Origin of the sequence: Alteromonas sp. KUL106 (genome assembly GCF_009811415.1) — a bacterium.
In the GTDB taxonomy this organism is placed as follows: Bacteria; Pseudomonadota; Gammaproteobacteria; order Enterobacterales; family Alteromonadaceae; genus Alteromonas.
The window spans coordinates 166,823-192,083 of record NZ_BLIG01000025.1 but is presented as its reverse complement, the minus strand read 5'-3'; the positions used below and the strand labels follow the sequence as shown (position 1 = coordinate 192,083).

Here is a 25,261-nt window from a genome sequence, read left to right as displayed (position 1 = left end):
TTGAAGATTAAACCGCTTGTTTCTTTTTTCTGCATATTATTCTAGGCAATGTGCAGTTAATGTTGTTGGCTCTGGTATAAACGCTCTTCCTTTATCACGGTTTGGCGGCAACGCTTCCCATGCCAAGAAAAAGCGCTTTCCAGCAGTGGGATGATTGTTTTCTCGTGACAGCTGCTTCAGAGCCTTTGTATATAAAGGCATATCGTTAGTTTTGTCATAGACAAGCAAGGCAGGTGGAATTTGTGAGCCTGTAGTCTCAGATTTAACCTCTAGCGAATCAGCATCAAGTCTGTAAGCGTAAGATGTGCCGTCTAGATCTGCGTATACCTCAATATCTCCGCCATCAAGAAGCTTCGCTGGTTTCTTGACTATAAGCGTAGTTGGAAGGGCACCTGTCATATTCAATTCTTGACGTGAGTCTTTCCAATTAGATATTTGAAAACTTTTCCAATTCCCGTTGTCATTTCTCGCTAAAAAGAGTTGGCTATCTCCCTTCTTATCATAGGCTTGATATGAAATTAAAGGTCGAGCCTTATGATCAAATCCAATAGGAGTGTGACCGTTAAGAATGCCCGAAAACTGGGGAAGCGGAACGGCCGCTTCACTATTGCTTAGCTTCATAGGAAGTGGAATTGAGGTCCCATCAGATTTCTGCCAGTTGAGAAGGTCCTTACTTTTAGCATAAGAAATATCGTGATTAGAAGCTGCAACAGGCGTTTCTCTCCAGACCCATGAGAGATGGAAATAGCCGTCTGGACCAAGAACTGGCCCCCAGAAATAACCATTCCTTTCTCCCTCTCCATCAACTAATGGAGAGTCGTGCAGCCTTCGCCACGTTCCGTCTTTGGCGTTGAATGCGTTATAGATCTCGTTTCCACTCCCACTTCGACCGTTTCTGTATTTAAAATAGAGTTTTCCGTCCGCATCGTTAAAAAACTCTGGATAGGTCATTCGGCTTTCTGTTTCTTTGTCAGCCATAAAGTCGACACGTTTTAAACTCCTCACATCATAAGGGTTTTCACTTTTAAAATAGACGATAGGGTTTACATGTAGATTTCCAACGATATGAATATACCCTTCTTCGTCGAGGCCAATAACAACACTGTTGTGACTGTCCCATCCTAAATAACTGTCTAATTTTTGATATATCCAGTTTCCCGTAGGATAGGGTTTATAAGCGACACTCATTTGTCTGCTAGCATCGTAATAGGCCACAATTTGTTGGTCGCCTTTACCGATATAATCAAACGCTACGCGGTGCCCTGACCAAACACGGTCTATCGCTTCAACCTCGAAGCAGCCTGCTTTATCGAAAGTCTGTGCAGCGGCAACGCCACTGATGCTTATCGCACAACCCAGAACACTCTGAAGTAGCAATGTCTTTATTTGGCTCACTAATACAACCTCGAAACGTTAATACATCGTTAATATTTATGGCAACTCTAAACAAAACAACCGTCATTTACAATCTTTTTCACTCACAACAAAGAATATATGAGTGTCTAGTCTACTGTATTTAATGAACGGATTTAAAATACCCTTGAAAGCTTATAGATTACCTAAAATTAGTGAAAATCTGACAAACATCTGAATTTAATATAGAAAAGATCAAATATAAAAGGTCAGATTGCTGAGCGAATGACACTCCCACAAAAAAAGAGTTGGATGTCACCAAAAGATTGGTTTTGACTTAATATTTACATTTATGATTAAAACAGTGTTAACATCGAACTTATGAAACGAGTCACATTCTTCTTATGAAAAGCTAGACAGGAAAATGGGGTGAAGTATCCATGAATAGGATGTTAATAGTCTTGGCAACTGCTGCTTTCTTGGTAGGCTGTTCAACACATGCAAATGGTGGAACTAATCAGCCCAACATTTTGTGGTTAGTCATAGAGGACATGAGCCCACTCTTGCCTATGTACGGTGACGGCAGTATTGAAACACCAAACCTATCTCGATTGGCTGAAGAAGGTGTTGTATACACCAACGTTTTCTCGACATCAGGCGTGTGCGCACCAAGTAGAGCGGCGTTAGCGACAGGGCTATACCCCAATGGGTTTGGCGCTAACAACATGCGAACATCGTCTGACACTGAAGAGACAGGCCTGCCAAAGTATGAAGCAGTCCCTCCAAAAAACACAAAAATGTTGAGCCAGTTGTTGCGTGAGGCAGGGTATTACACCACTAACAACTATAAAACAGACTATCAATTCAAGGCGCCAAAAACAGCGTGGGACGAAAACGGAATTTACGCTCATTGGCGCAAACGCACAGAAAACAGCCCTTTTTTCTCTGTATTCAATTTCACTACAACACATGAATCAGGTCTCTTTGAACCTTATGGCGTAAGAGAGCTGGAAAAGCGACATTACTTCTCTAGTGATGCCGAAAAGATTTCAAAACTTCCTAACCACCATGGGGTTAAGACGGATAAAGACTCTACACCTGTTCATGTAAACCCAGAGACTAAATTTCCAGTCCCGCCTTATTTACCTGATACGCCAATTGTGCAGAGAGACCTATGGAAGGTGTACAACAATTTAGCCGAAACTGACAAACAAATTGGTGCCATTTTAGAAGCGTTGGAAAAAGACAATTTACTTGAAAATACTATTATTGTTTTTTACTCCGATCACGGAGGACCAATGCCGAGACAAAAGCGTCTTATCTATGATAGCGGACTAAGGGTGCCTCTTATCATCCGCTTTCCTAAAGGCTATAAAGCGAGCACCGTCGAAGAACGGTTGATTTCTTTCGTCGACTTTGCACCCACAACGCTAGCAATGGCTGGTGTCAATATTCCAGAATATATGCAAGGGCAAAACTTTCTTAGTACTGCTAGTGAGAGAGAGTATGTTTATGCCGCCGCTGATAGGTTAGACGGCATCACTGACACAATAAGAGCGGTAAGGGATCGCTGCTACAAATACATTCGCAACTATCGACCAAATGATCCCTATTACCTACCCGTCGCATACAGAGAAAAAATCCCAAGTATGCGTGAGCTACTTGAAATGAACGCTGCGGGCAAACTCAATGAAGCACAAAGTCAATGGTTTCGAAAAACCAAAGATACTCATGAGCTTTTCAATGTTTGTAACGACCCACATGAGCTATCTAATCTCGCCTATATAAAAAACTATCAAAATAAACGAAAGGAGATGGAAGGCGCACTAAATAGTTGGCTATCTGAAATTGGCGACAAGCCATTAATGACCGAAAGACAACTGATAAGTGAGCTATGGGATGGAAAAGCCTCACAACCTATAACCGAAGCACCGACTGTAGTAGTTAGAAACGGTGAAAATGTAATAACGAGCAAAACGCCAGGCGCCTTTATTTCTTATCGAGTTAAGAATGATGAAACTCCACTAAATTGGCAAATCTATAAAAAAGAACAGCCTTTAAAACACGGGATTATTGAAGCTATTGCACATAGACCCGGATACGTCGAAAGTGAAATTACGACGTTAGTCACAAAAGAAAACGAATAGTCAGGGAATTAATAATGAATGTTGTCAAAGCATTTGGGATTGCAGTGGTAATTATAAACCTGGTTGGAGGGTGTTCTTTTCCTTCTTACACTGAAAACGGCAAGCCCATTTCACTAACAGTAGGTGAAGGGTTCAAGAACCCTCTCGGCTATTATGAAGCCATACCTCGTTTTTCATGGAAGCCGCCGTCAAATAGTAGTACATCAACTCGCCAATCGGCATATCAAATTCAGGTTGCTTCAACCTTTGAACGCTTAACAACTGAGCCCGATAAGTGGGACAGTAGTAAGATTAAGTCTTCAGCTATGTCTTGGATTCTCTATAAGGGAAAAGCACTCAGTTCAAGAGAAAAAATATTCTGGCGGGTTAGGTTTTGGGATGAAAATGACGTAGCTTCTGAATGGAGTGATCCTGCAAAACTTGAAGTGGGGCTACTTGAGAACAGCGATTGGAAAGCATCCTGGATAGGCGCAAAAGGAACGCAAATTTCGGCATCACCCTCTCAAAGTATATTGGCAACCCCACAGTATTTCAGAAAGCAGTTTTCGTTAGACAAATCCGTGCGCAAAGCTAGGTTATATGTAACCGCCAAAGGCGTCTTTAAAGTTTTTTTAAATGGTGAGGATATAACAGCTAACGACGCGCTACCACCTGGCTGGACCCCATATGAAAAACGCATTGAAACGCTTACCTACGATGTCACCTCTCTACTAAACCAAAATGAAAATGCTCTTGGAGCTATCGTTGCAGGTGGGTGGTACTCAGGCAGAATTGCAGATTTAAAAGAAACCGATCATTCCAAATCGCCTCGTTTTTTAGCTCAGCTAGAGATTACGTACTCTGATAACACCACAAAGGTCGTTACATCAAACGAGTCATGGAAATCAACGCAGTCTGGGCCAATCCGCTTTGCGAGCAATTACGACGGTGAGCGGTACGATGAAAGGTTCGAGATGGATGACTGGGCGTCACCAGAATTTGATGATTCTAATTGGAGCCAAGTCATTACTGATGAAATAACCTCTCAAACGCGCCTGCGCCCTAAGCGTCATTTACCGGTGCGCAATATAAAGTATTTAATACCACAATCATTCGAACAAGTTGATAAAGACACCGTCATTTTCGATTTTGGCCAAAATATGGTGGGCGTGCCCTCAATTAATATTCCCGTTAAGGAAGGAAAGGAAGTCAAATTACGTTTTGCTGAAGCACTACATAAAGGAAGTTTTTATACGGAAAACTATCGTTCAGCGCATTCAACAGATTACTATTTACCCGCAAAAGACGGCATTGCTGAATATACCCCTTCTTTTACTTTTCATGGGTTTCGATACGTTGAGATATCGGGTTTCGACGAGACTAAAATACCATTGAATAGTTGGGTAGTAGCTAATGTACAGCATTCTGATATTACACTTTATCGCAACTTCAAGAGCGATAATACGAAGCTGAACAAGCTGTTTGAGAATATTAACTGGGGTTTAAGAGGTAATTTCTTTGATATCCCACTGGACTGCCCTCAGCGCGACGAAAGGTTAGGTTGGACAGGTGATGCTAACGCTTTCATTACCCCATCAATGTATATGGCAGATGTATATGGGTTCTGGTCTGCATATCTTGAAAGTCTGCGCGAAGAGCAAACAAAAGACGGTTTCGTTCCACTCTACGTGCCATTTGTAAAATGGATAAACTGGACGTCATCGGGTTGGGGCGATGCGGCGACTATTCTCCCGTGGGAGCTCTACATGATGACAGGTGATAGAAAGATCCTGGAAGACAGCTACCCATCAATGAGAGCGTGGATTGATTACCATGAGAGCCAAGCTAAAGACAACATTTCAAGCATGATGACTTTTGGTGATTGGCTACAACCCTACCCTGAAAAAGAAGGGAAAGGCGCTAATCGCGGAGACACTGATTTTTCCCTGATCTCGACAGCATTTTTTGCTCGCTCGGTAGAACTAACAAGAAAAGCCGCATTAGAGCTTGGCTTCAACGAAGATGCAAAACGTTTAGCGAATAAACACGAAGAGTTAGCTAAGGCATTCAGAACTGAATTTTTTGATAAAGATCTAAATGTCCTAAAAGGAAAAGAAACACAGACAGCTTATCTACTCGCACTTGCGTTCAAACTTCTACCTGAAAGCGATGTAAAGATTGCTCAAATTAAACTCGTTTCTTTACTTGAAGCGTCAGGCACACACCTAAGAACGGGCTTTCTCGGTACACCATTACTTGCAGATGTTCTGCAAGAGGCCGGACGGACGGATTTGGTTTATGCATTGTTATTCAAAGAAACCTATCCTTCTTGGTTTTACTCTATTAATAATGGCGCAACCACAACATGGGAGCGTTGGAATTCGTATTCTTTAGAAGACGGATTCAACCCTCAAGGTATGAATTCATTGAATCACTACGCATACGGTACAATTTCAAGATGGTTTTATGAAGGTATTTTAGGCGTCAAGCCTTCGTTACCAGGCTTCAAAAGAGCGGTTATCTCCCCCCAACTTACTTCACAACTCGGCTTCGCTGAAGGTTCAATTCCCACTCCAAATGGAACTATTGATGTAAGTTGGACTATGACTAACGTTGGCTTCGATATATCAGTGACGGTTCCTTTCAATACTACCGCAGAATTTATTCCACCCGCGCATTACAAAGTTGAACAGGCAACAAAGTCTAATGGGGAAGTACTTAACCAGTGGGTATCTTTAACGTCTGGTCAATATCAATTTCGCTTAACTCACGATGTTGAAGACAAAGGAGCGACGCTATGAATATGAACAGTATAAATAAGAAATCCATTTTTACGTGCTTACTTTTTTCATTGAGCACGACCAATACTAGTCATGCGAGTATAAAAGACTCTATCATTACTACAGAAAACGGAATAGCAGTGATAGAAGCAGAAAACTATTCTGCACAATTTAACGCGGATACGCGCCGCTGGATTGTTTTCAATAACCAAAGCAATAATGCCCATGGTTTAGCGGATAGCGACACACTTCATTTGGAAGGTGCCAGTAACGATGCGTATATTGAGCTATTACCAGATACGAGAACAAACCATTACGAGCCTTTAGTGCACGATGTTAATTTCTCTTCTGCACCAGGTAAGTTGGCTGTTCTAACCTACCCTGTATATTTTGATACTCCAGGTACATACTTCGTTTGGGCAAGAGCTTACAGCTCTGGAAGCGAAGACAATGGGTTGCATGTTGGGTTAAATAATACGTGGCCCTCAACCAGCCAAAGGCTACAGCTTTGTGAGGGTAAAAACAAATGGACCTGGTCGTCTAATCAAAGGCAAAAAGAAAACCATTGTGGGAAACCAAACACTATCTGGTTAGATATACCGGAAAGTGGCGTACACAATATCACTCTATCTATGCGTGAAGATGGCTTTGAATTAGACAAAATCATTCTGACTCAAGATCCTGACTACAAACCCGAGGGCTTAGGGCCAAGTGAAACTAGATACACACCGTCCCCCCTTTCTTTAAAAAAGACGTTCGTAGAAGTACAGGAATACAGTCTTATTTTAGAAGCGCCCCAAAGCTTTGAGTCTGTCGGTGATGTTCCCTTTTATCATGACCGCAGAAATGATGCATTAGGCATCGATGCAAGAGAAGTTCACTATCGAAATGTATGGGCGACATCTCAACTAAAGGTTCCTGAAAAAATGTGGGGGAAAAAGGTGAGCGCTCAAAAAACATTCAAAAATGTAACATTAGTTACCCTTGGCGAAATAGACGGAGAGTCATCTTACAAAGTGCTCCTGAATGGCAACGAAATTGGTAGCTTCACGAATAGTGAAACTCCCACCGATTATCAAGAAAACTATTTCGATTTAGGTTCACTCACATTAAAGCCAGGCGACATCATTGCCGTTCAAGCGAAGGCAGTAACGAATGGAAAGATTCCCGAGAGTGGAGGCACAGCTTACGCAAGAGGAAGATGGCGTGGGCTGGTATTTAAAGAATAATTTTAATTAGCACTAACTGGAGAATTTATGATGAGATGCCTGATGAGTTTTAGTGTATTTACTGCGCTTTTGATTTTTAACGGCTGCTCTTCAACTCACCCTTTGTTGGACGAGTCACTTTCCAACTTCACCAATGTTTACAACGATGGAGAAGCAAGATATGTAGGCGGTGAACTTCAGCTCATATCACAGAACAACTGGTTCTTCTCAACCAAAGAGATCTATGAAGACTTCGTATTAGAGGCCGAAGTTAAGATGCCTGAAACCTCTGAATACAGTAATTCGGGAATTATTTTTCGAGGTCAAATTATCGACACCGATAAAGGTACGCAAATTATCGGGTATCAAGTAGATATAGACCCCAGTGACAGAAAATGGACAGGAGGGCTTTACGATCAGGGCCGTAGAAAATGGCTTTACCCAATACACCCAACCCGTTCTCACCCCGATGAAGACTTCGTTACCAACTTCTTAGGTGAATGGACCAAAGAGCAAGGAGAAGCATACAGCCACTTAACGTGGAATAAGATCAAAATTGTGTGTAAAGGGTCCGATATCAAAATTTTTATCAATGACATACTTACGACCCATGTCAAAGATGTTAAAGACAGTAAAGGGGTGATTGCGTTTCAACACCACGGTAGTAAAGCATATAGGGAAACGCGAGATAAAAATAATATCGTGCGCTTTAGAGCTATTTCGATTAAAAAATTATAACGCAAGAGCTGTTTCTAGTCGTAACAAGTGCCCAGAGAAGCCTGGTCGATTCAGTCCAGGTAATCTGCCTAGGGCAGCTTACCGTTCAAGACTGGAAAGCTCTAATGTATGCCTCATTAATGGGAAGTGGACACTGTCACTCACGCTCTTCTAGCATTGCATTCACTTCGCCTAGCACATACACCAATGGAGCATTCCAGTTTATAGCAATTTCATTGGTTGAAAAGCTACACCAGTCATCTAGGTAGGAATCAGCAGGTAATGGATAGGGATAAGTGCAATTATCCTGATGCCCAGAATGAGGCCCACCCACAAGCATACCCGGTATAGGCTCCTCAACTTTATCACTTTCAGAAATACGATGATGTGGATACATAGGAGTTTTACTTCCTATACCTGTTACAAAACTGTAGCCCGTGGCATTCATACCAAATATATAAGCAATGCTTTGGTAAACTCCTTTCAGATAATTGTCATTATCAGTGAGCCGATGCGCAGCGAGTAACACTATTGTTTTATTTAACAGAACGCTGTTACTTCCCCATACAAAATCGGCCTCTTCCATAGGGACGCGATAGGGAGATGTCGTTGTTTGCTCAACAATATCATTAGCTAGGGTAAGCAACTTCTGCCGCCACTTTTCGTAAAGCGCGCTTGGTAACGAAACTTTGCCGCGGGTAAGCAGTGAGATGAGTCCAAAAGTCTCTACGTTAGCCCACCCTGGTACCGTAAATTCAACATGGCTATTCGAAAGGTGACTTAGATAGCGTGGATCCTCTGTAGCAAGATAGAGTTCAACAGCAGCCCAGAAGAATTCATCATCGAAAGTATTGTCACCATATTCGCCACTTTGCACATCATCAGGCTGAACATAAGGTGTGTTAGGGTTTTCTTTCGCCCATTCCCACGCTTTTTCAGCTTGCACTAGCCATTGTTTAGCCTGATCGGGATCCTGCTCTTGGTAAACACGGCTCGCAACCGCAAGAATGGCGGCTAAATCAAGGGTAGCCGAAGTAGACACACCTATCACAAATAGGGGCTCACTATCTTCATGGGGCATTACCTTTCCCGGCCAATGTAAAGTCGTAAGTTTGTGAAACGCGGCGCCATCATATCGCTGCATTGTGGCTAACCAATCCAAATTCCAACGCACTTCATCGAGGAGGTCGGGCAAACCGTTTTCTGTCTCCGGTATATCTATGATTAATGATTCGTAGTATTGTGAATTTTGGTTATACGCGGCCAACAATGTATAAGTGGCAATGGCGGCATTGACTGTATACTTGCCGTAATCTCCCGCGTCATACCAGCCTTTTTGAGAGGTGACAATAGCGTGCGAGTCAAGCGATGATGCAGTTGCAGAAGAGTGCACTGTGACTACTTCGTCTACATGTCCAGCTTCTCTAGCCCACTTTCCAGCATAGGTGGCATCCAATTCAGTGCCCGAGCGGTTAAAGTAGAACGATTTAATTGCAGCGATATGTGGGCCAGCGTAAACCCTGTCACTGATGATGAATGGTACGGAGCGTGGAAGATCCGCTATCTCTATATAAAACATACCTTGCTCAGTAAATTCACTGAAGTCAGCGCTGCGAAGGTTTGGTTCTTGACTTAGCGGCCAATTCTCTGGTTCGTTCAATACGCCTTCATATCGAACGGCATCGTCAACCTCACGCTTTATTACAAAACGGTTCGCGGACTTTGATGGCACTACTGCATACTTGCTGCCGGCAGGTAAATAACCTACCTGACTTACCTTAATACTCACAGACTTGTTGACTTGACCTTCGGTATATTTTTGTTTGCTATTGTCTTCACTGCATCCGATGATTGAAATGAAAGACAGTAAAGCGAATAGCACACGGAAATAGTGTCTGCTGCGTATAACGGCTGTCGAATGAATGAAAAAATGCATAGGTATTTTGGCCTCAATATGTTTTGTTATATTTTTGTCAAAAACCAAGGCAAGTCGTCTTTTTATAGGTATTGTAAGTTAAAATAAACGCTATCAACCGGTATTTGAACGCTTTTTACGAAAACTGGGCCAAGACATTACATTAATACGCTATTTACTTATAACGTTTGTGTTGTTCCTATTGCTTAACCAAAATGAAAAAGTTATAAACATAAAAAATAAATGATTTCAGGTTGTTAGTATGAAAGCGGTTTTGTTCAACATGCATGATTTGGTACTGCTTTTTACAGTTTATCAATGCTTGTTGTTTGCTTTATTTTTAGTAACGTTGAAACGTGGTAAGCGTAAAACACACTTGCTTCTCGCCGCTTTCTTATTGTCACAAGCGGCTATACCACTGGATAACTTGATTAATTTTGGAGAAATATTTCGCGATACCGCATTGCAGTTATCCCCGAATCTTTTTTATTCATTTGGTTTGGGGTATTGGGTAGAAGCTCCTTTATTGCTCTTCTACATCCGCAGCCTTATTTACAAAGATTATCAATTCAGGCGCTACGATTTACTCTTACTCGTTCCGTTTTTGCTGTACGCCATATACTTTGCCAATAGCTGGTGGCTCGAAGATGAAGCTTTGAAAATTGCCGCCTTGCAAGGTGACACCATAGCCAACAGTCCATTCTATGAGCGAGCTATTCATCTTTTCAGAGAAATATTTCGTGTGGCATGTGGCATTCTATGCTTACTGGAATTGAGTAAGTATCAAAGACAGTTAAAACAACAGGTCGCTGAAACCGAAAGTGTCGATCTGACCTGGCTAAAGATACTCGTGATAGGCTTTTTAGGTGTTCGCGTTATTAGCATGTTTACCGCTTTGGCGATTATATCGGCCTATGAAGTCGGTTTTTATGTCGACCATGAATTATTAGGTTTGTCATCGAATTACGTGGTAATTCTTATCGTGTCCGGATTGATATTTTTCAGTGCCGGCTATTCAACTATATTTCGTGGTATAGAGCGTCAAGAAATTCCCAATACATCCAAAGAAAAATCAAAAATTGATTTACGACAAGTAGAAAAAATCACTCATTATATGCATTTGAATAAGCCTTATTTGAATCATCTACTTACGCTGGAAAACTTAGCTAAACAGCTCGACATTGCTCCACGAGTTCTATCGCATATTATTAATCATCATTTTAATAAAAACTTCTTTGAATTCGTCAACCAATATCGCATTGAAGAGAGTAAACTATTGTTGAAAAATGAATCAAACCGAAAAGCCACTATGTTAGATATTATGGATGCAGCCGGTTTCAACAGCAAAGCAACCTTTAATACTTTCTTTAAGAAGTTAGTGGGCAAAACACCCACACAATATCGAAAAGATTTTTGGGACTAAGCTACTTGAATAAACTCGTTAGATTAAGGTGTACTGACCGATAGAATTCTGCTCACTGTAACTCTAACCCGGACAAATTCAGTGCGGAATTCTGAGACATCGCTTTACAATATTTCTCAATATATGCAGCTTGAGTTGGCATTACGTTTGCTGAATTATCAATTACTTGCTTTATGTGCTCTAATCTAGAGCGGATCTCCGCCTCAGACAATGTATCAACAAGAGGATGGTAACCTTTTGTCCTAATACCCTGCCCATGCATTACCGCAAGCCATGAAGTTTCGTTAAATAGCTCTGCGTCTTGCCGATAGATCCTACCATTAGCTTTATAAAGATCGATCTTGTGTCGCAAGTAATCTGGAATGGGCATATTTTTGCAATAACGCCAAAACTCGGTGTCTTCTCGTTGTGTAGCCACGTAATGCAAAATAATAAAGTCTCGGATACGTTCCATTTCTAACTTGGTTTGTTGATTGTAGGTATCAATATCAATCTGCTCGAAGCCCTGATGGGGGAACATGCCAAGAAGCTTCGCAATGCCCGCTTGAATAAGATGTAGGCCTGTAGACTCCAATGGCTCTATAAAACCAGCGGAAAGACCAATTGCTACGCAATTTTTCACCCATGATTTTTTGCGTATGCCTGTTTTCCAACGAAGAATATTAGGCTCGTTGAGCGGTTCGCTCTCCATTTGCTGAATTAATACGTCAATTGCCTTTTGGGTATCTACAAATCGACTTGGAAACACATAACCGTTACCAATTCGATGCTGCAGTGGAATGCGCCAAGTCCAGCCTGCCTCTTGCGCCGTGCTAATTGTGTAAGGGTACACGTTATTTTTTGCCAAACACGGCATTGCAATAGCGCTGTCGCAGGGCAACCAGTGTGACCAATCTTCAAAACCCGAATCCAAGGTTTTTTCGATAAGTAGGCCATTAAAGCCCGAGCAATCTATAAATAAATCTCCGTTGACAACTTGGCCGTTGTCTAACACTAGACTGTCAATAAAACCATCGGTGTCTCTTATACAAACGTCTTCCATTTTAGCTTCAATGCGCTTTACACCGCGACTCACGGCAATTTTTCTTAAATATTTTGCATACAAAGTCGCGTCAAAATGAAACGCATAGGCAATTTTCGATAACGGTGAATTGCCTCTGTTTTCCGGACGCATAAACCGGCCTTGCTTAGCTGCAACTGCTGCAAGTGAATAGGCATCAAGATCGCTAGCTTCACCTTTTTGGAACATCTTTAACCAATAGTGATGAAATTGAATGGCATCCATATCGGTCCCAAAGCTACCGAAGGGATGCATATAGGAGTGGCCTTTTTGTTTCCAGTTTGCAAACTCAATGCCCAATTTAAATGTCGCATGAGTTTCACGCACAAATTCGTTTTCGTCGATCCCTAAAATGCTATTAAATAGTGCTATTTGGGGAATTGTTGCTTCGCCAACCGATACAGTGCCGATATTTTGTGACTCTACTAATACGATTTCAGCATAATTATTTTTTAGAACCGTAGCGAGCGCCGCGGCGGTCATCCACCCAGCACTCCCTCCACCTAAAATAACGACTTTGTTTACTGCTTGCATACTGAATCCTGTTGGTTTTTATATCACTTAAACTGAGGCAACTGCATTGCTGTTTGCTCTATCTGTTGCTTGAGCATGGTAAGCTTGCGCTCAAGATCACCTATTTCTACGGCTAAGCTCAAAGGATCCGATGCATTTGGATATTTATCAAAAGCTAACAACGTGTTCTCAATTAATCCTAAGTCGGCTGGATAATGCTCTAGCTGAGGAAAGACTCCCGTACGCTGATAAAAGCTAATAGCATATTCTAGGTCTTCCGCTTCAATAAGTTTGGCTTTAAGCTGCCAAAATTCACTATCTTTTCTGTCGCATAAAAAAACAGGTAGCAATGCTAAATCATACCAATACCGATACCGCTCTGCCGATTTTCGATTGAAAAAATTAGCCGCTAAGGTGGATGAATTAACACCACTTAGTAATGGCCAAAGTGTATTTAGCTGTTGCGTTCTGTACCCTAATCCACCATTGTCTAGAAGTTGATGCACACCTGTTTCAAACAAGTAGATTGTGTTTAAGGAATGCTGCCAAACGTCATGGGTATTAGGTGCTAAAAGTATTTCTGAACATTCATTAAACGGACCAGACAAACTTTTGTTCTCTTTAGTGAAACGGCGAGAAAAGAACTTTCTAACGTATTGACGGCCGCTCACATACTGACGCTCGACATAACCGTCATCAGTGCATTCATATTCATTTGAAAGGTTATTTACTCTGGGAACACTTTCTTTAAGACCGGATGTCTCAATTAGAAATGTGTCTAACAGCATTTTACAGGTGGGTTCTTTACTGACTCGACAATCTAACGTAATCGTTTCCCTGCCAGAGAATTGGTCTTCAGTGTCAAAAGCGTCGGCATGTAATTCAGACCCCTTTCCTAGCTCTAATGCTACCTGCTTTAGTAAATTACAAAGTAACTTTGCGTCAACGCGTAAACCATATTCTAAACTGGAAAGAATTGATCGAGGGTCACCACTAGGCATTGCAAACGTGCCTACTAATGCACATATAGTGTTCAAAGAAAATAGCTCTGCCCGCCAATTCAAATTATTGGTTTCGTTTCTAAGCCTAGCGAGATAGTGTACGAAATTTACGCCCCCTAGCGGCACTCCTGTTTTTGCGAGCCCTGCAAATGCAACATGTTTTTTTCCCTGCCATCCCATGTACTTGTTTGCTAAAAAAGGCATAGCGCGAGCGTGGTTAACTAGTGCAGATTCGGTTAGACCGAGATTTTGCAGTGCCAATAGCACATCAGCTTGCAACGCCAAACTGCCGTGACTAAACACTGGTTCCTCATCACTAGCAACATGAAATACGGCTATTTCGGTATCTTTAAGCGCGTACGCTGCCATTGCAGCCGTGTACCATCCTGCTAGTGCACTGTGTTTACCACTAATTACCTTCACTTTTTTAATAGCAACAGTGTCTGTCATATTTTTGCCTATATTACTTTCGACCATACAGGCTAAATTGGGCTGCTTGATTGAGTTGTAACTTAACATTACAAGTAATATTGTCGTGTAACCGTGACACGATTTGCTCATTTGTTGGCATTCTTGCTACCGCCTGTTGGATATCAGTGAAAAGCGTCAACATATATGTGTCTGCATGAGCTAATGTGGTTTCGTTTACACGTATATCACTGTAAGACGGAATAACACCTTGGCCGTTGTACACCGCTAACCAAGATGGCGTTAAAAATAATCCGTATTGATAATCTTCAATTACGCCTATCTCTTTGTACAATTCCATTTTTTCTTCAAGGCTTGGCGGTATTTTCAAGTGTTTGCACAAAGTCCAAAATGGCGTGTCTTCGCGAGATGTCGCGTGGTAATGCAGAATCAGAAAGTCACGAATTTTATCCATTTCATTACTAAAGTATCGATTGTATTCGGTACTTTTAACAGCCATGTTTTCTCGTTGCGGTAGTAGCTCTACCAACTTCATGATAGCAGCTTGAATAAGGTAAATGCTTGTTGATTCCAACGGTTCTAAAAAGCCACTTGAAAGCCCAATTGCAACACAATTTTTAAGCCAACTTGATTTTCTCTTTCCTGTGACAAATTTCAAATAATTAGGTTCTGATGTTTGGTTGCCGGGCAGGTTCGCCAAAAGCGTTTTCAGTGCATTTTCTTCATTTATGTACTGGCTAGCGTAAACATATCCATTTCCCATTCTATGCTTTAATGGTATTTGCCATTGCCAACCGGCATCTCGAGCAATCGCTTTGGTATAAGGTAGGGGTCTTCCATTATGTTCACTTTGTACAGCTATGGCTCGATCACAAGGTAACCAATGAGACCAGTCTTCATAGCCCGCCTTTAAACTCTGCTCTATCAAACGTCCTTTGAAACCAGAGCAATCGACAAAAAAATCGCCGTTTACAATTGTGCCATCATCCAGTTTTAGGCCGGAAATAGAGCCATCACTTTTTCGAAGCGATACACTATTTACCTTACCCTCAATACGCGTGGTGCCTTTTTGCTCAGAGAAAGTCCTTAAGTATTGCGCGTATAAACCTGCATCAATGTGGTAAGCATAAGAGTAGCTTGATGTGAGTAAACCAGGATCGGAAGTCGGAAAATTAAATTTGCTGTTTTTGCATGCCACAACAGGCAAAGAGTAATCATCGAGTTTCAGCTGATTATTGTACTTTTTACGTGCAAAGAAATAATGGTGAAACGCAACATTTTTTATTGGTTTACCGTAATCACCAAAAGGGTGAATGTAAGTATCGCCAATATTACCCCAATTTGAAAACTCAATCCCAGCTTTTATGGTGGCATTGGTTGCCTTTATAAACTCGCTCTCATCAATGCCTAATCGCTGATTAAAAAAACGTAAGTGAGGTAAAGTTGCCTCACCAACTCCCACTGTACCAATGGCGTCTGACTCTACGAGAGTAATTGAAAAGAATTCGGGACTAAGCAATTTAGACAAGGCAGCTGCCGTCATCCAACCGGCGGTGCCGCCGCCTAAAATAACAATATTTTTTAATTGATGTTCAGGCGCTTTAAACACACATTATCTCTTTTTTCTTATCAAGAATTTCATAGGACAAACACACAATCATGGTAGCGATGCCTATCAAAAGTAGGCTTCGCTACGTTGAGTAATATTTAAAATCAGAACACACCGCGCACTACCAAACTGAAGCGTCTATCATTAACAAACGCACCACGTAATCTTCGGTTTCCTTCCTGATCTATTTGCATTGACGTGCGAGTGACTTCATCAGTCAGGTTGGTGCCCTGAATACCTACCTTGATATTCTCAGTGACATCATAAAACACCGAGGCATCCAAAAATCCAATAGCCTCGTTAAAGATAGGTAACTGTGTAATGACGTCTTGCGTCGTCAAAAGATAAGCCGAACGCCAATTGTATGCCATACGTGCATTCCAACCGTATTTCTCATACATAACCACCAAGTTATAGTTGTCTTCCGACAAGCCTTCTAGTGGGAGTCCTTCAAAGGCAAAGTTTGCGTTAGCTGTGGTATCGGGGTTGTCAGGTGCCAAGCCGGCATTTGGTGAGCCTTCTTCATCAACAAATGTGTAGTTAGCTTGCACGCCGATACCATCAAAAGGCGCTGGCAACATATCAAAAAACTGCTGATAGGCAATTTCGAAGCCTTGAACTGAGCCTTCTTCGCCGTTGAGTGCCGACGCAACTTCAACTTCTTGGGTTGCTCCGTTATTCGTATACGATTCCGTTCGTGTACCGCTAATAAAGTAATTTTCTAAATCTTTATAAAAATAGGAAAAGGTTAGAGAGCCAACAGGTGCGAAATACCACTCCAATGTTAGATCATAGTTAACCGCTTCCATTGGCTTTAAGAAAGGGTTGCCCGAATTAGCGGTATAACGACCTATGGTAGACGAGACCAAATCAGGCTGACCATCACCATTGTTATCATCACCGACCACATTAATGCGGTCTTGTTCTTGTATTGCGACATAGTTTCTCAATAGACCGAGTTGAGGCAACGCAATAGTTTCTGCAATACCGACTCTCATTAGTACTTCATCCGTAATATTAAGTTTGAAGTTAAAACTAGGAAGCATCTTATTGTAATCGCTCGACGATACTAATGATGTTGAAGCAGCGTTACCAAATGCTTTTTGATCATCTGGTAAGTAGTTTTCTTGTTCATTAGGGTCGTTTGGATCATCTGGCACGTTGTCAGGGAATACGATAAAGCCAGCAGTGTCGTTTTCGATGTTAACATAGCGCACGCCAAAGTTACCCGAGTAGTCCATATCCCCCCACATACCTTCGAAGTTTGCTTTGATATAGACAGCAGTATTTACTTCATCGGTTTGATTTACTTCATTATCGATAAAGTCAGAACCATCTGCATTTCGCGCTGAAAGTGGCGTCCAACCGCTAGAGACAGGCGCCAAGGCAGAACCTGCACTTCTGTAGTTTTCCGCTAATGACATTGCTGGGAATAGAAAGGCGTTGCCGCCGTCTACGTTAAGAACGCCACCGCGCGCAAAGTTATCAAAGCTAACTTCTTCATGGGGAACTTGCAATCCTGCGGCGGAGTCATACCAAGCTACATCCCCTGTCCATGCTTCAGACAGTACACCCCAATTGTAAGTTGACTGCCGAGTAGTCTGCTCGCGTTTAGCATAACGAACCCCGAACTGCACAGATGTCAATGCACCGTCATCAAAGGTATATTTTGTATCAAAGCGCGTTGCAACTTCTTCACCTTCATTAGCCGAAATGTGGTCCATCGCACTTCGAAAGAATGAGCGACTCGGATCAGTAAAGTGGTTGTTGTTTCTATCGAAGTCAGCTTGACCGTTATATGTAGGCGCATAGAAGTCAATGGAGGGCTTGCCCGTCCCCGAAACATCTAAACCTATCACTGCATCGGTCGCACCCATTATCGTGAAGTCAATGACGTCGTTCGTCCCTTCTACGTATTGAACATCAAAGTTAAAGGCCCACGAGTCATTGGGTGTGTATTTTACGTTGAAACTCAAATCTTCTACCGTTGATTCATTATCGCGAAAGCGAGATTGAAGCACGTGGTTCATACCAAAAATACCGCCCGGCGTACGCTCACCTTCGTTACCGCGCCAACCTTCGTTTGATGTCATAATACCTTGCTCAAAATAGCCGTTTGAATCAAATTCAAACTGAGTACCATCAATCGGAATCAAGCCATCTTGAGCATCAGTATCATCCATTTCTACCGCATTTTCAGTCCACGCCAATTGGGAGTCACTACGAATATATTCCCCCGTAGCGAGGATAGTACGGTCTGGATTTTGCCATTGGACAACTGCTGCAAAGCCTTGACGAGTTCGGTCGTCTTTTTTACGTGTAAGTCTGGCGCCCTCAGGGATTAGGTTGTCGTTGTCAGCCTGTGGCCAGTACTGTCCTACCATCGCACCGTCAGACTGCGCTTTGAGTTCGGAATGAGATGCGTTAAGAAGTAAGCCCCACTTACCGCTGTCGTTTTCAAATACGTTACTGTAAAGCGCTGAAAACGTCGGTGTGGTCTCTTCGATAAAATCTGCGTAAGTAACGTCTGCAGAAAAAGCAAACATTTGATCGTCGGTATCAAACGGCTTTCTTGTGATCAAGTTCACCGTACCTGCAATACCACCTTCAATCATGTCGGCAGTGCTATTTTTAAATACTTGAACTGACCCCATAAGCTCGGGCGGCACATCTTGAAAGCTCAGCCCACGACCTGAGTCTGCTGTAAAGCTATCACGACCATTAAATTCACTTCGAACGTGTGTTAAACCACGAATGGCTACTCCGCTACCTTCTGTTCCGAAGTGATCAGGGTCGTTGGGTGCGGCAAAACGCCCCATGGTTATGCCAGGTAAACGAGAAATTGCTTCAAGTACTGAACGATCTGGAAACCCACCGATATCAGAAGCATCAAGTGCATCCACAACAGTTTCACTGAAACGCTTAATGTTTTGAGCGTTGAATAGATCAGCTCTCGTCCCGCGAACGTCAATAACTTCTATCGCTTCGTCTTCACTATCCGCCTCAGCTTCCTGTGCATACACTTTACCGACTACTAGACCTAATACAGCAGATGCGAGCAAAGAATATCTGAATCGCTTTTTGTGTTTTAGTGCTATGTGCTTTTCAGTTGTCATACAAAATCTCTTGTTTTTATGTGTTGAATTGGCCCACTTGAGCATCTTCCAACATTTAAACTCGGTTCTTACATACCGAATGTGTTGAAATTTTTCTGCGCTGTTAATTAGCAAAAGCTTGATGCTAGGCTTCCCCTTAGTGTGTGGTTGCCCGTGTTTTGTGCGCCACCGTTCTTTCTTCCATGACCACGTATACAAGCAAACAGCTCACCGCCCTTACACTTACAAATTATCAACATATGAAAAACACATCGACCAATAAGATAGTTAAGTGCACATTTGAACGAAAATTTTACAAAAAACGCGAAATACTCCCATATCATATTGAATAGTAACAATTTAAAAAATCGTTCAACTTTTTAACATTCATAAAGTTGAACCCATTTGACAGTTTATAGAACTTTAAATAAACATATTTATTACATTTAATTTGCATTTAAAGCTGATGAACCCCCTATGCTTTCTGAGAATGTCCGATACAGGTGATGTTAGTGAACATGCACTTCGCTTTTTCTAAATTCGACATTTAGGAAAGGTAAAAATGGAAACATTTTGAACGTTCAAATTTCTACGTCTACACGCGTATTGACGATTTTCTAACTGCCTTATCTTAGTGTGTGAGTTCCAACGAAAAGAGCTCATGTGAATACAATGAAAAATGTACTAAATAGATTGCACGTAGGTTGCCTGTTTTCAGCTTGCATAGTGCTTACACCTGTAACTTTAGCTAATACAATGCCATTTAGGGATACAGAACTGCCCATCGAAGCGCGGGTAAACGATTTGATAAACCGATTAACTGTAGAGGAAAAGATCAGTCAGCTATTTGATAAATCAGCACCTATACCCCGATTATCTATTCCTGAGTATTATTGGTGGAATGAAGCCCTTCACGGAGTCGCGAGAGCAGGTAAAGCCACTGTGTTCCCTCAGGCAATTGGGCTAGCATCGACATTTGACCAAACATTAATGTTAGAAGTTGCCACAGCTATTTCCGATGAAGGACGTGCGAAGCATCATGCTTTTCTTCGCAACAATACTATTGCTATGTACGGAGGACTCACCTACTGGTCACCGAACATAAATATTTTTCGCGACCCAAGATGGGGGCGTGGTCAAGAAACCTATGGCGAAGACCCATTCCTAACCGCTACCATGGCGACTAGCTTTGTAAAAGGACTAGAAGGAGATGATCCTTCTTACCTCAAATCTGTTGCAACCATAAAGCACTATGCAGTGCATAGTGGTCCTGAGGTGTCTAGACATAGCGATGACTACACAGTGTCTGAAAAAGATCTAACCGAGACTTATCTCCGTGCTTTCAAAGATACTATTGCAGCTACTGACGTTTCATCTGTTATGTGTGCCTATAATAGGGTAAACGGGTTACCTGCATGCGGCAGTGACCCCCTGCTAAAAGACCTTTTGCGAAATAGCTTTGGCTTTTCCGGGTATGTAGTATCTGATTGTGGTGCAATAGCTGACTTTTACGATAAAAATTCCCATCATGTAGTAACAAGCCCAGAAGAAGCTGCAGCAAACGCATTAAAAGCGGGTACCGATCTTAATTGTGGCGATCATCACGGCAATACATTTAGTTACTTGAAAGAAGCACTAGCGAGGGGTTTAGTAGAAGAACATGACATTGATCGTGCCCTTACTCGTCTTTTTAAAGCACGGATGAAGCTGGGAATGTTTGATGAGGACAGTTCACATCCATACACCAAACTGTCAGAATCAGCGATTGGTTCAGATAAACACATTGACCTTGCCCGTCGCGCAGCAGAGTCATCGATAGTACTTCTCAAAAACGACGGAATATTGCCCTTAGACCCTTCAAGCAAGATTGCGCTTATCGGCCCTAATGCAGACAATAAATCTATTCTTTTAGGAAATTATCACGGTACGCCTATCGCACCGTCAACGCCAAAACAAGCCCTGAGTACGTTTTTGCCGCAGAGCAAATTTCGATATGCTCCAGGCAGTAGCTTAACAGAGAATATCTACGCCCATTTCAGCGCCGTTCCTGCTGCGGTATTTAGTCATACCAATGCTCATGGTCAGAGGCTTCCTGGCTTAATTGCAGAATATTACCCAGCAAGCCACTTCAACTTACAACCCTCCTTTAGGCAAATAGAGTCAAAGATAGATTTTTCTGAAACAGGAATTCCTATGCATCGTCAACCTAATCAAGAATTCGCAATACGATGGCACGGTTTGTTCGAACCTCAAAAAACGGGTAACTATGCATTCAATCTGAGTAACGTCGATGTTTACATAGACGGCATCTCTGTCGCTGACAGCGTGTATTTGGAAGCGGGAAAGACGTATTCATTTCGCGCTGAGTCAATAATTCAACAGTATTGGCACAGTAATGTTATAGATCCTGACATTCGCTTTGAGTGGGTAAATACAGACGTCGATTTAGCTGCCGAGGCAATACAAATAGCAATGGAATCGGATGTTATTGTTTTTATTGGTGGAATTAGTGCGCAATTGGAAGGTGAGGAAATGGCGCTCGAGATAGATGGTTTTTCACATGGCGACAGAACCCATCTTTCTCTCCCAAAAAGCCAAACAAATCTTCTAAAAGAACTACATAAATTAGGGAAGCCAATAGTATTGGTCAATATGAGTGGCAGCGCTATGGCCTTAAATTGGCACGACAAAAACCTTAACGCCATTATTCAAGGTTTTTATCCAGGTGAACAAACTGGGCCGGCTTTGGTAAATATTTTGTATGGGAAAACAAGCCCCTCAGGTCGGTTACCTGTAACGTTTTATTCGTCAGTAGACGATTTACCCGACTTCAACGATTACAGTATGAAAAATCGAACCTATAAATACTACGCAGGTACACCATTATATCCGTTTGGTTATGGTTTGAGCTATACCGACTTTCGCTACGATTCATTATCACTATCTCGAAATGAATACGGACTAGCGATTAGTGCAAAGATAGAAAATCGCGGCGAAATAACAGCAGATGAAGTGGTTCAGGTCTATTTATCAATGCCTGATGCACCGACCGAGGTGCCGCAACGCGAATTGGTTGCCTTTAAACGCGTGACCATTAAAAGCGGCCAACAAGAAAAAGTTCAGTTCACTCTAAAAAGCGACCAACTTACCTATGTCGATCAGAGCGGCATCCGACAACCCTATTCAGGTAAATTACAAGTTCTTGTAGGTGGCGGACAAGGACTGAAACGGAGGGACAATGTATTGCAAGGCAATATAGTACTTAGATAATTAAAAGGCCTTTAAAGCAGAAGATGCTTAGCATATTTTGCTAAGCATCTTTCACACTCGTGTAATACGTATGTGCCATACACAAGCAAAGTGCAACCCACATAAAACTGTATAGCTTAGACAAGTACTATCAAGAAATATCATTAAATGACTCGCCAGAGTACCTAGATAGATTCCTCAATGGTCAGGTAGTTGGTCGTTATGTCGTCAATCTAGTCACCGCGTGAAATACGCCCGCATGAACACGTAACATATTCTGTCAGTTATGACTTTCATAAAATTACTAAAGTGATACTAGGACCAGCCGGAGGCCAAGTTACTTAACAGCATATGCTTCTATTTCTAACAACCAATTCTCGTCAAAAATGCCCGCTATTATCACTGTAAGTGCTGGGTGATGACTTCCCAAAACCTCCCTTCTGACAGATCCATTTATTTCCGCAAATTCTCTAGAAGAAAGATATGTTGTAATTTTTACGAGACTCGTTACTTCCATATCTGCAGCTTTAAGTTGGTCTAAAATGTTGCACCATGCCAATCGACATTGTGATTCGAAGTCACTTGGTACATGTCCACTTTTTTCTGATGGAATTTGCCCACTAATAAAAAGGAGGCTATCAAACCCTTCGACTAAAAGAGCCTGACTATATTCTCCCAAAGCTTTTGGTGCCCTATCAGAATTGATTTTTGTTAGTTTCAAAACTTAAATCTCCAATAAAAAAGGTACAATATTCCATCGTGAAGTTAACACTGACTTGGCTTTACTCGTTGATGGTTCCAACGAACTTAATCAGTCATCGCTCAGAAATCTGAACAAGCCCATAAAATGAAATTTAGAAACATAGTTAGTTTGAACTATCCATTTTGGTTATTTGATATTGTAAAGGTCGTCTTGGAAATTTTTCACCCACTCTCCTTTCACTAACTTTGTGCCAAACTCTCTAAATCCAGTATCGGTTTTTTCGAATGTTAGGCGATACGTTTCACTAATTTTCACGATAAACTTTTCTCCTTCCAAATACCCTTCATATTCACCTGTACTATTTTTAGTAAAGGGATGGTAGTAGTACTTTTCATCTTCAACACTGTAGCGAACAATTGTTTGCAGTTTTAACGCTGGTGAGCTAACCACGAGGTTGATGAGATTGCCCTCTAATTGGTATGTTACTTTTTCCCTCACTGGTATGCTTTTAATTTTCTCACCATTTTCGTAGCTACTTGAAACACCGAGCCAGTCACCAACAATAAAAGAGAGCTTTGATAGGGCTTCCGCTTCTGCTGTTTGAGCAAGGGCAATATGGCTGTATAAACTGGTCATCCCAATAAAGAATGAAATAAACAGTGTAAAAGGACGTGCTATCCTCATAGATATACCTTTCTACTTGAAGAAACCAGAATTCAGGCTACAGGGTTTTGAAAGCCTGTGACGCATGAGCAACCCAAAAATACGACTATTCATCTTATTGATAATCACGGTCAGTAGTTGCTTATAACCAGATAGCCTATCAATACATGTAAACAAGAAGGTGTATGTACTAGTCGGAGCTTTAACTAACTATTTGGCTAACTTAATCATTAGAATCAATGCTGGTCATTTTGTTTTGAGGGGTTGTTAGTGTTTACTTCCTCTCAAAATAAATCAAATTTCAGACACCTCATAAACTTGTGTCTTCCTTGATTTTACTGGTTTACAAGCTAGAAGGTTAAACAAACGTATATATGAGGCGGGCGACGTGGATGAAGAACTTCAGTCACTTTATAGTCTTTAAAATCAAATTAAACCAAAGGGTACTAATGTGAAGAAAATCACGACACTTTGTCTTTTTATAGCTCTATCTCATGTATCAACAGTAGTTTCTAAAACGAAAGAAGAAAACTGGCCTAGACTAACAGGACTGTATTTAGGTCAACAAACTCCAGGCAATACACCGCAAGTGTTTGCGCCTGGTTTAATATCTACCGATAACTATTTCGAATTGAATTCCGTTTTTTCTAGTGACCAGAAAGCATTTATGTTTAGTCGGACTATAAATGGGAACTACAAAATGTTTCTAAGCTATGTAGATGAAAATGGATATTGGACGTCTCCGCAAATGACTAACGTATCTGAAGCCAATGAAAGTTATGCGGAAGCTGACATGGTATTCTCACATGATGAGCGCTGGTTGTATTTCATCTCTGATAGACCATTATACGGCTATCCCAAAGGTCAGTATGAAATATGGCGAAGTTCCATAGAAAAAAATAAGAAAGGGTACATTTTTGGCCCGCCAGAGCCCCTAGGAGAAAATATAAACACGGAGCACAACGACCTTTACCCGCATATAGTAGGTGATGGAAGTCTATATTTCTCAAGCTCTCAAGAAAAGAACTTTGGTAAAGGTGATATTTATCGCTCTCAATACAGAAATGGAGAGTTCGATACACCTTTAAACTTGGGCAGCGCTATCAATAGCGAAAATTATGAAGGGGATATTTACGTAAGTCCCGATGAGAGTTACCTTATTCACGTTTCTTCAGGTCGCACCGATGGTTTTGGTAAAAGCGATCTTTATATAAGTTTCAAACAAGAGGATGGTTCTTGGAGAAAAAGTGTAAACATGGGAAAAGCTTTTAATTCTCCAGATACTGACTACTGCCCAATGGTAACCCCTGATGGTAAATACTTTTTTTTCAGTCGTAATGGAACAATAATGTGGGTAAGCACAAACAGCTTTGAGCAATTAAAATAATTATCAGACAAGTAAAGTTTTTTGAACCAT

Annotated in this window: 15 protein-coding genes; 7 read left to right on the top strand and 8 right to left on the bottom strand. The window is 41.6% G+C overall.

The genetic code is table 11. The features are described 5' to 3' along the window. Positions 1 to 36: 36 nt before the first annotated feature. Positions 37 to 1,395 carry a BNR repeat-containing protein gene (locus GVO63_RS09760; protein ID WP_159579473.1) on the bottom strand — a complete coding sequence of 453 codons (1,359 nt, stop codon included), beginning with the start codon at positions 1,393 to 1,395 and terminating at the stop codon, positions 37 to 39. A gap of 398 nt (positions 1,396 to 1,793) precedes the next feature. On the opposite strand from GVO63_RS09760, the gene GVO63_RS09755 reads away from it, so the two are divergent. From GVO63_RS09755 to GVO63_RS09740, 4 genes are read left to right on the top strand one after another with little or no spacing between them, the layout of a single operon-like run. After that, positions 1,794 to 3,500 carry a sulfatase gene (locus tag GVO63_RS09755; RefSeq protein ID WP_159495384.1) on the top strand — a complete coding sequence of 569 codons (1,707 nt, stop codon included), beginning with the start codon at positions 1,794 to 1,796 and terminating at the stop codon, positions 3,498 to 3,500. A gap of 14 nt (positions 3,501 to 3,514) precedes the next feature. Beyond that, positions 3,515 to 6,280 carry an alpha-L-rhamnosidase gene (locus tag GVO63_RS09750; RefSeq protein ID WP_159579471.1) on the top strand — a complete coding sequence of 922 codons (2,766 nt, stop codon included), beginning with the start codon at positions 3,515 to 3,517 and terminating at the stop codon, positions 6,278 to 6,280. Further along, the gene (locus GVO63_RS09745) at positions 6,277 to 7,488 is read left to right on the top strand and encodes a hypothetical protein (protein ID WP_159495382.1); all 1,212 of its coding nucleotides are present in this window, start codon (positions 6,277 to 6,279) and stop codon (positions 7,486 to 7,488) included. The genes GVO63_RS09750 and GVO63_RS09745 overlap by 4 nt, the downstream gene beginning before the upstream one ends. A gap of 42 nt (positions 7,489 to 7,530) precedes the next feature. Then, positions 7,531 to 8,205, top strand: coding sequence for a DUF1080 domain-containing protein (locus GVO63_RS09740; RefSeq protein WP_201284014.1), 675 nt, complete (start codon positions 7,531 to 7,533; stop codon positions 8,203 to 8,205). 136 nt (positions 8,206 to 8,341) lie between these two features. On the opposite strand, the gene GVO63_RS09735 is transcribed toward GVO63_RS09740, so the two are convergent. Next, positions 8,342 to 10,120 (bottom strand): glycoside hydrolase family 9 protein, encoded by a 1,779-nt coding sequence (locus GVO63_RS09735; protein ID WP_159579469.1) that lies wholly within the window; start codon positions 10,118 to 10,120, stop codon positions 8,342 to 8,344. A gap of 241 nt (positions 10,121 to 10,361) precedes the next feature. Here GVO63_RS09735 and GVO63_RS09730 point away from each other — a divergent pair, with 241 nt between their 5' ends. After that, on the top strand, positions 10,362 to 11,522 hold the full coding sequence (locus GVO63_RS09730) for an AraC family transcriptional regulator (RefSeq protein WP_159495410.1): 1,161 nt from the start codon (positions 10,362 to 10,364) through the stop codon (positions 11,520 to 11,522). Between the two features lie 52 nt (positions 11,523 to 11,574). Here the strand turns inward: GVO63_RS09730 and GVO63_RS09725 are convergent, their stop codons facing one another. The 4 genes from GVO63_RS09725 to GVO63_RS09710 form a co-directional block, all read right to left on the bottom strand. Next, complete coding sequence (locus GVO63_RS09725) at positions 11,575 to 13,116, bottom strand: tryptophan halogenase family protein (RefSeq protein ID WP_159579467.1); 1,542 nt, start codon at positions 13,114 to 13,116, stop codon at positions 11,575 to 11,577. A 23-nt stretch (positions 13,117 to 13,139) separates the two neighbouring features. Then, a complete protein-coding gene (locus GVO63_RS09720; RefSeq protein ID WP_159579465.1) occupies positions 13,140 to 14,546 on the bottom strand; it encodes a tryptophan 7-halogenase in 1,407 nt (468 codons plus the stop codon). Between the two features lie 13 nt (positions 14,547 to 14,559). Then, entirely contained in the window at positions 14,560 to 16,134 is a 1,575-nt protein-coding gene (locus GVO63_RS09715) for a tryptophan halogenase family protein (RefSeq protein WP_201281897.1), read from the bottom strand. A gap of 104 nt (positions 16,135 to 16,238) precedes the next feature. After that, entirely contained in the window at positions 16,239 to 19,250 is a 3,012-nt protein-coding gene (locus GVO63_RS09710; RefSeq protein ID WP_159579463.1) for a TonB-dependent receptor, read from the bottom strand. 651 nt (positions 19,251 to 19,901) lie between these two features. Here GVO63_RS09710 and GVO63_RS09705 point away from each other — a divergent pair. After that, positions 19,902 to 22,499 (top strand): glycoside hydrolase family 3 C-terminal domain-containing protein, encoded by a 2,598-nt coding sequence (locus GVO63_RS09705; RefSeq protein WP_159579507.1) that lies wholly within the window; start codon positions 19,902 to 19,904, stop codon positions 22,497 to 22,499. Between the two features lie 316 nt (positions 22,500 to 22,815). Here GVO63_RS09705 and GVO63_RS09700 read toward each other — a convergent pair whose 3' ends face one another. Together GVO63_RS09700 and GVO63_RS09695 are read right to left on the bottom strand one after the other, a co-directional pair. Beyond that, positions 22,816 to 23,199: a RidA family protein gene (locus GVO63_RS09700; RefSeq protein WP_159579461.1), complete on the bottom strand. Its 384-nt coding sequence runs from the start codon at positions 23,197 to 23,199 to the stop codon at positions 22,816 to 22,818. Between the two features lie 168 nt (positions 23,200 to 23,367). Continuing rightward, positions 23,368 to 23,865: a hypothetical protein gene (locus tag GVO63_RS09695; RefSeq protein ID WP_159579459.1), complete on the bottom strand. Its 498-nt coding sequence runs from the start codon at positions 23,863 to 23,865 to the stop codon at positions 23,368 to 23,370. 430 nt (positions 23,866 to 24,295) lie between these two features. Between GVO63_RS09695 and GVO63_RS09690 the strand changes: the two genes are divergently transcribed. Next, the gene (locus GVO63_RS09690) at positions 24,296 to 25,231 is read left to right on the top strand and encodes a PD40 domain-containing protein (protein WP_159579457.1); all 936 of its coding nucleotides are present in this window, start codon (positions 24,296 to 24,298) and stop codon (positions 25,229 to 25,231) included. Positions 25,232 to 25,261 lie beyond the last annotated feature (30 nt).